Source organism: Mycobacterium sp. (genome assembly GCF_049802695.1).
In the GTDB taxonomy this organism is placed as follows: Bacteria; Actinomycetota; Actinomycetes; order Mycobacteriales; family Mycobacteriaceae; genus Mycobacterium.
In genome coordinates this window covers 1-10,150 of the sequence record NZ_JBARMY010000352.1, presented here as the reverse complement: position 1 = coordinate 10,150, position 10,150 = coordinate 1, and the positions used below count along the sequence as shown (strand labels likewise).

Genomic DNA, 10,150 nt, shown 5'->3' with positions numbered 1-10,150 from the left:
TGTGTTCAGTTGTCTCAGCGGAGGCGAGAGGATTTGAACCTCCGGTCCCCGGTAAGAGGACAACTCATTAGCAGTGAGTCCCATTCGGCCGCTCTGGCACGCCTCCTTTTGGACTTCCCGAGGGTACCTGACCCGCTCGTAGGGTCCGGGACCGCCGGGGACAGAGCCTATACAGCCCCGGCATATGCTGTCGACGTGACCGCCCGCCTGCGTCCTGAGCTGGCGGAACTACCGGCTTACGTCCCAGGCAAGACGGTGCCCGGTGCCACCAAGCTGGCCAGCAACGAGACGGTGCTCGGGCCGCTGCCCAGCGTCCGCGCCGCCATCGAGCGGGCCGCTGACCTGGTCAACCGTTACCCCGACAACGGTTGCGTTGAGCTGAAGTCGGCGCTCGCCAAACACCTGACCTCCGGCGCGGCCGGCGCCCCGGCGGGCTCCTGGGTTTCCGAGCACATCGCGGTTGGTTGCGGCTCGGTGAGTCTGTGCCAGCAACTGGTCCAAATCAGCGCGTCTGTGGGCGACGAGGTGCTGTTCGGCTGGCGCAGCTTCGAGATCTACCCGCTTCAGGTCCGCCTGGCCGGCGCGACAGCGGTCCAGGTGCCGCTGAGCGAGCACACGTTCGACTTGCACGCCATGCTGGCCGCGGTCACCGACCGCACCCGGCTGATCTTCGTGTGCAACCCGAACAATCCGACGTCGACGGTCGTCGACCCCGCCGCTTTGACCCGATTCATCGAAGCGGTGCCGTCGCACGTCCTGATCGCCATCGACGAGGCCTACGTCGAATACATTCGCGACGGCATGCTGCCGGACAGTCTGGGCCTCATTCGCGAGCACAGCAACGTCGTTGTGCTGCGCACCTTTTCGAAGGCCTACGGTCTGGCCGGGCTGCGGGTCGGTTATGCGGTTGGCCACCCGGACCTGATCACCGCGCTGGATAAGGCTTACGTGCCGTTCACGGTGACCAGCATGTCTCAGGCCGCGGCGATCGCCTCTTTGGACGCCGCCGACGAACTGCTGGCCCGAACAGACGCCGTGGTCGCCGAACGCGCGCGTGTCAGTGCCGGATTGCGTGACGCCGGATTCGACCTGCCGACGTCGCAGGCCAACTTCGTCTGGCTGCCGTTAGGCGCCCGCACAACGGACTTCGTCGAGCAGGCCGCCGGCGCGCGCATCGTGGTGCGCCCGTACGGAACCGACGGTGTTCGCGTCACGATCGGCGCACCGGAGGAGAACAACGCCCTGCTGCGTTTCGCGCAGAGCTGGCGCCAAAGGCGACAGTGACCGGCCGTAGGTCTCGCCCGACTGTGCGGCTGGATGCACGCTCGGCGTCGACCGTGCGGCTGGATGCATGCTCGGCGGAGCGCCCGCTGCCTAGACGGCGACGCGCCGGCCGGTGAAGGCGACAAGCCGGTCGAGCGGGCCGGCATCGGCCGGCGGCTCGACCGGCTCGGCGAATCCCACCGCCAACCGGCCTTGCGGGGTGATGATCTTCTCGGCGAGGCCCAGCACGTAGTCGGCCATCGAATCCGCGACGTCCAGCGGGTGTCCGGTGGCCATCGAGTAATCCCAGCCGTGCACCAGGAATTCGATCGACAAGATGCCGGCCAGTACCCGCACGGGTACCTCGTTGCCGCCCAGCGTCGCGGTGCGGTCCAGGCCGTGTCGGCGAAGCGCGTCCAGGGCCGGCCGGGCAGTGGCGATGACCTGCCGCTCCACCGACTCGTCGTCTGCACGCGGTGGGAACTCTGCTCCCACAGCCCCACCGACGGACGTGATCGACTTCAGCAAGTGGTCGGTCAATCCCGCGACATCGAATTCGTTGCACGGTGTCTGGCGGGACAGCTCGTCGCGCCCGATCGGATGCAGGACTCGCTGCAGCACGCCCAGCGCCGCTTCGGCGCTGTGGAATTCGTCGGTGGGTGGGGAGTCCGGGCCGGGTCGCAAATCGGAGGGCATGCCCATAACGCTACGGTCTGGATATGGGCGACTCCTACGAATCCGTCACCGTCGAGACCAAGGACCACGTCGCGCAGGTGACGCTGATCGGGCCAGGCAAGGGCAATGCGATGGGCCCGGCGTTCTGGTCAGAGCTGCCCGAACTGTTCGCCGAACTGGACGCCGACCGGGACGTCCGCGCCATCGTCATCACCGGCTCCGGTCGAAACTTCAGCTACGGCCTGGACGTGCCAGCGATGGGCGGCTCGTTCGCCCCGGTGCTCGCTGACGGCGCGCTGGCCGGGCCGCGAGCGGAATTCCATGCCGATATTCAGCGCATGCAGAGGGCCATCACCGCGGTCGCCGACTGCCGGACGCCGACGATCGCCTCGGTGCACGGCTGGTGTATCGGCGGCGGAGTGGACCTGATTTCCGCGGTCGACATCCGCTATGCCAGCGCCGACGCCAAATTCTCCGTGCGGGAGGTGAAACTGGCCATCGTCGCCGACGTCGGCAGCCTCGCCCGGCTGCCGCTGATCCTCAACGACGGTCACCTGCGAGAACTCGCGCTCACCGGCAAAGACATCGACGCCGCCCGCGCCGAGAAGATCGGTCTCGTCAACGACGTGTTCGCCGACGCCGACGCCACCTTGGCCGCTGCCCACGACACCGCCGCCGAGATCGCCGCCAATCCGCCGCTGACCGTGCACGGCATCAAGGACGTCCTGGATCAGCAACGGATCTCGGCGGTGTCGGCGAGCTTGCGCTACGTGGCTGCCTGGAACGCCGCTTTCCTGCCGTCGAAGGACCTGACCGAGGGCATCTCGGCCACCTTCGCTAAGCGGCCGCCGCAGTTCACCGGGGAATGACACCTGTGGCGCAGATGACTCCTGACGGCAGAGTCCGTGTCCCGGCCGACCTCGACGCCGTCACCGCAGTCGGCGAGGAGGACCATTCGGGCGTCGACCGGGCCGCGGTCGAACGAATCTGGCAGGCGGCGCGGCACTGGTATCAGGCCGGTTTCCACCCGGCGATCCAACTGTGCCTGCGGCACAACGGGCGGGTCATCCTCAACCGCGCGATCGGCCACGGCTGGGGCAACGCCCCGACCGACCCGACCGACGCCGAGAAAATACCGGTGACCACCGAGACGCCGTTCTGCGCCTACTCCTCGGCCAAGGCCATCACCGCCACCGTCGTGCACATGCTGGCCGAACGCGGAGTGTTCTCGCTCGACGACCGGGTGTGCGAATATCTGCCCACCTACACCAGCTATGGCAAGCACCGGACCACGATCCGGCACGTGCTCACCCACAGCGCCGGCGTGCCGTTCCCCACCGGACCCACCCCGGATCTCAACCGCGCCGACGACAGCGAATACGCCCGCGAACAGTTGGGCAACCTCAAGCCGCTCTACCCGCCGGGACTGTTGCACCTGTATCACGCACTGACCTGGGGGCCGCTGGTGCGCGAGATCGTCTCGGCCGCCAGCGGCAAAAGCATCCGCGACATCTTGGCGACCGAGATCCTCGAGCCGCTCGGCTTCCGGTGGACCAACTTCGGAGTTGCCAAGAAAGATGTCCCGCTGGTCGCGCCGAGCCACGCCACGGGCAAGCCGCTGCCCGCGCCGATCGCGGCCGCGTTCCGCAAGGCCATCGGCGGAACAATCCACGAGATGATTCCGGTCACCAACACCGAGTTCTTCCTCACCACCGTCGTGCCGTCGTCGAACCTGGTCTCCAACGCCGACGAGCTGTCCCGCTTCGCCGAATTGCTGCGTCGGGGTGGTGAACTCGACGGCGTGCAAATCCTGCAACCTCAGACTTTGCAGGCTGCGGTGGAGCAGAGCCGACGGCTGCGGCCAGATTTCGCTGTCGGCTTAGCCCCACTTCGCTGGGGCACCGGGTACATGCTGGGGTCGACGCGATTCGGGCCGTTCGGCCGCAACGCGCCGGCCGCCTTCGGCCACCTCGGCCTGGTCAACATCGCGGTGTGGGCCGACCCCGAACGCGCTCTCTCCGCGGGGCTGATCAGCAGCGGCAAGCCCGGCCGCGACCCAGAGGCCAAGCGTTACGGCACGTTGCTGAACACCATCACCGCCGCGATCCCGCGCACCACCGGGCGCTGACTCGACAACCCGGCGATTGGGATCGGGGCCGACGGGGAAATAGTGCCGGTATGGCTAACTACCGAGTGCTCAACCCGCATGGTGAAGTGGTCGCGACCAAGGACATCGAGAGCGCCGACGACGCACACGCCTGGTTCGTCGACCAGAAGGCCGACAACAGCGAGTTGGGCTGGCGGATGGAAGTCGAAGCCAACGGCGAATGGCGCTTCTTCGACGACACCGAAGGCGACCGCGCCTAGCGTGGCGACGATGCAGCCGCTGGCCGGCTGAGGAGGAGCCGCGCAATCGGGCAGAGCGTGGCGACGATGCAGCCGCTGGCCGGCTGAGGAGGAGCCGCGCAATCGGGCAGAGCGTTTGTTCGTTGATCGGGTGGGCAACTCAGCAACGCATGGATGCCGACCGCTTTCGCCAGTTGCTGACCACCAAAGGCCCGTTCGCGTCTGTCTACTTCGACGACTCCCACGACACCGAGGACGCTGAAACCCAGCTTGACCTCAAGTGGCGGGGGTTGCGCGAGCAGCTCATCGAACAGGGCGCCGACGAGTCCGTCGTCGCCGCTATCGAGGACGCTGTGAAGAACTTGCGAGCCCCTGTCGGGCGCAGCGGCCGAGCCTTGGTCGCCGGAGCCGACGGCGTGTTGCTCAACGAACATCTGCTGCGCCCGTCCGCCGCCGCCGTCGCGCGGATCTCCGCACTGCCCTACCTGGTGCCGATCATCGAGCACGGCTTCGACTACCCGACCTATGTTCTTGCGGTCGTCGACCACACGGGCGCCGACATCACGTTGCACCGCAACGGCGGCATCGGCTCGGAAACCGTTGACGGCGGCGGTCATCCAGTGCACAAGGCCGCCGGCGCCGAGAACGCGGGCTACGGCGATCCCCAGCAGCGCACCGATGAAGCTGCCCGCAAGAACGTGCGTGCGGTCGCCGACCGAATCGCCGAACTCGTCGACCAAACGGCCGCCGAGGTGGTCTTCATCGTCGGTGAGACACGAGCACGCTCGGATCTGCAGGCCGCGCTGGCCGAACGCGTCGCTGAGCGTGCGGTACCGCTGGAGGTCGGCGCGCGGCACAGCGGGCACGACTTCAGCGAGGTGCAGCACGCCGTCGAAGCCGAGTTCGTGAAGCGCCGCAACGCGGTTATCGAGCACGTGGCGGAGCAATTCACAGCCGAGATCGGCAGGCAATCGGGGCTGGCTGCCGAGGGCCTCGGTCCGGTCACCTCAGCGCTGCGGCAAGGCGCCGTCGAGACGTTGATCATCGGCGAGCTCGGAGACGCCACCGTGGTCGCCGATGAGGAATTGACCACCGTCGCCCCGACGCCGGACATCCTTTCCGAGCAGGGAGCAGCGCCGGCTAAAACGTTGCGGGCCGATGAGGCACTGCCGTTCTTCGCGGTGTCGGTCGGTGCGGCGCTGGTGCGTACCGACGACCGGATCGCCCCGGCTGACGGCATCGGTGCCGTACTGCGTTACGCACCGACGTTGCACTGAGACGAAGCGCGGACGCATCATTTCCGCTGCTCGCGATGCGGGACGAAGCGGTGGCGGAGGGATTTGAACCCCCGGACGGTGTTAGCCGTCTCTCGCTTTCAAGGCGAGTGCATTAGGCCGCTCTGCCACGCCACCGCCGTAAAGCGTAGCGGCGACGGCGCGGCCAGTGCCCCAGGCGTTAGATCTGCCCGAGCTTCGCCGCGCGGTCCGAGCGCTTCAGCACGGCGCTGATCCGCCGGCAGTTCTCCCCCATCGCCGCCATCTGGGCCCGCGACAATTGGCCGAGGTAATACGTTCGCACGCCCTGGCCGTAGGTCAGCATGGCCTGCCTCCACACGGTGCGTCCGTCCTCGGTGATGCTGGCCACCACTCCGCGCCGGTCGTCGGGGCTGGCTCCGCGCCGCACCAGGCCCTGCGCCTCCAACCGACCGATCTGTCTCGTCAAGCGGCTCGGCAACGAAGCCAACGCCTCCGCGAGATCGCCCATCCGGGCGGACCCGTCCGCGGCGTTGGCGAGCAGATCCAGCACTCGCACGTCGGTCAACGACAGCTGGTGTTCTTCGGTCAGTCGGCGATTCAACGTCGCATACAAGCGCAGTCCGCAGTCCAAGAAGCTTTGCCAAGACTTCTGTTCGGCGATGTCGAGCCCCGGCATGTCACCGGGTGTTCGGCCCGCAATGAGGCCTGCCATGGCGCCATAGTAAAGCGTCGCCCGCCGCCGAACCAGGTCAAATCCGCAGGTAGTAGCGTATCAATCATGCATGCGATCGTCGCCGAGTCCGCCGATCAACTCGTCTGGCAGGAGGTGCCTGACGTGCAGCCGGGCCCCGGCGAGGTCCTGATCAGGGTCAGCGCCGCCGGGGTGAACCGAGCCGACGTGCTGCAGGCCGCGGGCCACTACCCGCCTCCGCCGGGAGCCAGCGAGATCATCGGCATGGAGGTCGCCGGCGTAGTCGCAGAGGTCGGTGCCGACGTCGACGGATGGTCGGCTGGTCAACCTGTCTGCGCGTTGCTGGCGGGCGGCGGATACGCCGAGTACACCGTGGTTCCAGCCGGGCAGGTCATGCCGATTCCCGATGGCATCGACCTGCACGACGCCGCAGGCCTGCCGGAGGTGGCCTGCACGGTCTGGTCGAACCTGGTCCTGACCGCGCACCTGAGCAGCGGCCAACTGATCCTGATCCACGGCGGCGCCAGTGGGGTGGGCAGCCATGCCATCCAGATCGCACGTGCCATCGGCGCTCGAGTCGCGATCACCGCAGGCTCACCGGAGAAGCTGCAGTTCTGCCGCGACCTGGGCGCCGAGATCACGATTTCCTACCGCGACGAAGACTTTGTGGCCCGGCTTCGCGACGAGACCGGCGGTGCCGGCGCCGACGTCATCCTGGACATCGTCGGCGCCAAGTACCTGGACCGCAATCTCGATGCGCTGGCCACCGACGGCCAGTTGATCGTGATCGGCATGCAGGGCGGGGTGCAGGGCGAACTCAACCTGGGCAAACTGGTCAGCAAACGAGCCCGGGTAATCGGCACCGCGCTGCGCGGACGACCGGCCACCGGCCCGCAGAGTAAAAGCAGCGTGGTCGAGGCAGTGGTGAAATCAGTCTGGCCGATGGTTGCCGAGGGCCGAGTGCGACCGATCATCGGCGCCCGCCTGAAAATCGCCGAAGCGGCCGAAGCGCACCGGCTGCTGACATCGAGCGGCGTCACCGGCAAGGTCGTGCTGACCCTCGACGGGTAGCGCAGCGGCGGCAGCGAGACTGCGGTTTGGTACGGCTGCACGGCGTGTCGCGTAGGGAATCGCAGAGTCGGGATGGCGTATCTCGGACCGCGGGGCTGACCTCCCGACTCAGCCCAACGACGCCAGCGCGCGCACCAACTGGTCGACTTCGCCGGTCGTCGAATAGTGCGCCAGCCCGACGGTGACCGCTCCGCCGATGTCGTTGACGCCGATCACGTCGAGCACGCGGGAGCTGGCGTTGGCGATCGCAAGGATCCCGTTGTCGGCCAACCGCTGCACTACGCGTTCGGCCGGCACATCGTTGACGGCGAAGCTGACCACCGGGATGTGCACCTCCGGGCGGCCGATCACCATCACCAGTGGCAGCGACCGCAGCGAGGTCATCAGGTAGTCGAAGATCCGGCTCAGGTAGGAGCCGGCGGATTGCATTGAGACTGCGAGGCGTTCGCGTCTGCCACCGTGAGCGGACTCGTCGAGGCAAGCGAGATATTCGATGCTGGCAACCACGCCGGCCAGCAGCCCGAACTGGTGCACCCCGAGCTCGAGGCGCGTGGGTCCGGTGGCGTACGGGTTGGTTGACACCGAGCCGAACGAGTCGATCAGCGACGGATCGCGGAACACCAGCGCGCCGATCGGCGGCCCACCCCACGCGACGGCGTTCAACGCGACCACGTCCGCGTCGATCTCGTCGATGTCGATGAGCCGGTAGGGCGCGGCCGCTGAATGGTCGACGACCACCAGGCCGCCGACGTCATGGATCAGTTTGGTCACGCCCCGCAGGTCGGTGACCGTGCCGAGGGTCCCGGACGCCGACGCGACCGCGACCAGACGGGTCGGCTTACCGATCAGGCTCTCCCACTGCCACGTCGGCAATTCACCGGTCTCGATATCGACTTCGGCCCACTTCACTTTGGCGCCGAACCGGTTTGCTGCCCGCAACCACGGGGCGATGTTCGCCTCGTCGTCGATGCGGCTGACGATCACTTCATAGCCGAGTCCGGCCCGCGACGACGATACGTCCGCCAGCGACGACAGCAAAACAGCGCGGTCAGCACCCAGGACCACCCCGCGGGGGTCGGCGTTGACCAGGTCGCCGACGGCCTGACGCGCCGCTTCCAACACAGCGGAGCTGCGGCGGGCCGACGGGTGGGGACCGGTCGTGCTGGCGACCGAACCGCGGAAAGCGGTCGAGACGGTCGTCGCAACCGAATCCGGTATGAGCATCCCGTCCGTCGCGTCGAAGTGCACCCATCCGTCGCCCAGCGACGGGTGCAGGCCGCGCACCCGGGCGACGTCGTATGCCATGCCAGCCACCTTAGAGTTTCCGCCAGTTTGGACTCGCGACGGTAGCGGGGCGCCCAGATACTCCCTGACATCAAGAGCCAGGCCACCCGGCCAGCCATACTAGTCGAGTGGGGCTGGGCTTCGGAATCGTAATAGGGTTGCTATTACTGATTTTGCCGGGAGCTGTCGTCGCGCGCAGCGCTCAGCTAACTTGGCCCATCGCGCTGGCGGTCGCCCCACCGCTCACCTACGGGGTGGTCGCGCTGGCCATCATTCCGTTCGGTGCTCTCGGAATCCCTTGGAACGGTTGGACTGCGCTGGCCACGCTGGTGGTGGTGACGGCTGCGTCGACGGTGTTGACGCTGTTGCTGGCCCGCTTTCGCGACGCCGCCGGCGAATCACGCGCGATCAGCAGGTGGCCGGCTGTCACGGTGGCCGCGGGTGTGACGGTAGGGGCGCTGCTGATCGGTTACGCGGCGGTTCGCGGCATCCCACACTGGCAGTCGGTGCCCAGCACCTGGGACGCGGTATGGCACGCCAACGAGGTCCGGTTCATCCTCGACACCGGTCAGGCGTCGTCGACGCACATGGGCGAACTGCGCAACGTCGAGACGCATGCGCTGCTGTATTACCCGTCAGCCTTCCACGCACTGGTCGCGGTTTTCTGCCAGCTCACCGGTGCGGCGCCGACGACCGGCTACACGCTCTGCTCGCTGGCCGCGTCGGTGTGGCTGTTCCCGGTCAGCGCGGCGGTGCTCACCTGGCGATTGCTGCGCTCGCGCACGGCAGAGTGGCACACCGCGGCGGCTGCGGCCGCGGCCGCCATGCTCTCGGCCTCCTTCACCGCCGTGCCTTACGTCGAGTTCGACACCGCCGCGATGCCCAACCTGGCCGGCTACGGCATCGCGGCGCCGACTTTCGTGCTGATCACCTCCACGCTGCGGCACCGCGACCGCATCCCGGTGGCGGTGCTGGCGCTGACCGGAGTCTTCTCGGTGCACATCACCAGCGGAATCGTGGTCGTGCTGTTCCTGGCCGCCTGGTGGCTGCTGGAGGTGCTGCGGGATCCGGTGCTCGGCCGGCTGACCGACGTCGTGACCCTCGCCACGGTTATCGTGCCGACCGGGCTCATCCTGCTCCCGCAATTCATCAGCGTGCGGCAGCAGGAGGACGTTATCGCCGGACACTCGTTCCTCACCTACCTGAGCAAAAAGCGCGGGCTGTTCGACGCGGTGTTCCAGCACTCCCGGCACCTCAACGACTTCCCGGTGCAGTACGCGTTGATCGGCCTCGCCGCCGCCGGCGGGTTGGTTTTGCTGCTCCGGAAGATCTGGTGGCCGCTGGCCGTCTGGCTGCTTCTGGTGTTCGTCAACGTCGACGCGGGAAATCCGCTGGGCGGTCCGATCGGAGCACTGGCCGGGGCGTTCGGCGAGTTCTTCTACAAAGATCCCCGCCGGCTCGCTTCGGCGACGACACTGCTGCTGACACCGATGGCGGGGGTGGCGCTGGCCTGGATCGCCATCACTCTGGTGACCGCGGCGCGCCGGCTCGCCGACCGCCGGAC

Annotated in this window: 10 protein-coding genes and 2 tRNA genes; 7 read left to right on the top strand and 5 right to left on the bottom strand. The window is 67.5% G+C overall.

Annotation, left to right across the window (positions count from 1 at the left end; all coding sequences use genetic code 11):
- Positions 1–18 precede the first annotated feature (18 nt).
- Positions 19–106: transfer RNA gene (locus WA317_RS14640), tRNA-Ser, on the bottom strand.
- An 89-nt stretch (positions 107–195) separates the two neighbouring features.
- Between WA317_RS14640 and WA317_RS14635 the strand changes: the two genes are divergently transcribed.
- Complete coding sequence (locus WA317_RS14635; RefSeq protein ID WP_425173719.1) at positions 196–1,284, top strand: pyridoxal phosphate-dependent aminotransferase; 1,089 nt, start codon at positions 196–198, stop codon at positions 1,282–1,284.
- A 90-nt stretch (positions 1,285–1,374) separates the two neighbouring features.
- On the opposite strand, the gene WA317_RS14630 is transcribed toward WA317_RS14635, so the two are convergent.
- Positions 1,375–1,959, bottom strand: coding sequence for a TIGR03086 family metal-binding protein (locus tag WA317_RS14630; protein ID WP_425173718.1), 585 nt, complete (start codon positions 1,957–1,959; stop codon positions 1,375–1,377).
- A gap of 23 nt (positions 1,960–1,982) precedes the next feature.
- Here WA317_RS14630 and WA317_RS14625 point away from each other — a divergent pair, with 23 nt between their 5' ends.
- From WA317_RS14625 to WA317_RS14610, 4 genes are all read left to right on the top strand, one after another.
- The gene (locus WA317_RS14625) at positions 1,983–2,807 is read left to right on the top strand and encodes a crotonase/enoyl-CoA hydratase family protein (RefSeq protein ID WP_425173717.1); all 825 of its coding nucleotides are present in this window, start codon (positions 1,983–1,985) and stop codon (positions 2,805–2,807) included.
- 14 nt (positions 2,808–2,821) lie between these two features.
- Positions 2,822–4,066, top strand: coding sequence for a lipase LipE (gene lipE, locus WA317_RS14620; protein ID WP_425173716.1), 1,245 nt, complete (start codon positions 2,822–2,824; stop codon positions 4,064–4,066).
- Between the two features lie 50 nt (positions 4,067–4,116).
- Positions 4,117–4,305 (top strand): hypothetical protein, encoded by a 189-nt coding sequence (locus WA317_RS14615; protein WP_425173715.1) that lies wholly within the window; start codon positions 4,117–4,119, stop codon positions 4,303–4,305.
- A gap of 149 nt (positions 4,306–4,454) precedes the next feature.
- The gene (locus tag WA317_RS14610; RefSeq protein ID WP_425173714.1) at positions 4,455–5,561 is read left to right on the top strand and encodes a hypothetical protein; all 1,107 of its coding nucleotides are present in this window, start codon (positions 4,455–4,457) and stop codon (positions 5,559–5,561) included.
- A 48-nt stretch (positions 5,562–5,609) separates the two neighbouring features.
- On the opposite strand, the gene WA317_RS14605 is transcribed toward WA317_RS14610, so the two are convergent.
- Positions 5,610–5,696 (bottom strand) — tRNA-Ser (locus WA317_RS14605).
- Positions 5,697–5,739: 43 nt separating this feature from the next.
- On the bottom strand, positions 5,740–6,252 hold the full coding sequence (locus WA317_RS14600; protein ID WP_425173713.1) for a MarR family winged helix-turn-helix transcriptional regulator: 513 nt from the start codon (positions 6,250–6,252) through the stop codon (positions 5,740–5,742).
- A 66-nt stretch (positions 6,253–6,318) separates the two neighbouring features.
- Between WA317_RS14600 and WA317_RS14595 the strand changes: the two genes are divergently transcribed.
- Positions 6,319–7,302, top strand: coding sequence for an NAD(P)H-quinone oxidoreductase (locus tag WA317_RS14595; RefSeq protein ID WP_425173712.1), 984 nt, complete (start codon positions 6,319–6,321; stop codon positions 7,300–7,302).
- A 108-nt stretch (positions 7,303–7,410) separates the two neighbouring features.
- On the opposite strand, the gene WA317_RS14590 is transcribed toward WA317_RS14595, so the two are convergent.
- Positions 7,411–8,607, bottom strand: a complete 1,197-nt coding sequence (locus WA317_RS14590) for a cysteine desulfurase-like protein (RefSeq protein ID WP_425173711.1) — start codon at positions 8,605–8,607, stop codon at positions 7,411–7,413.
- Positions 8,608–8,714: 107 nt separating this feature from the next.
- Between WA317_RS14590 and WA317_RS14585 the strand changes: the two genes are divergently transcribed.
- On the top strand, positions 8,715–10,150 hold a 1,436-nt coding region (locus tag WA317_RS14585; RefSeq protein WP_425173710.1), incomplete at its 3' end, for a DUF6541 family protein.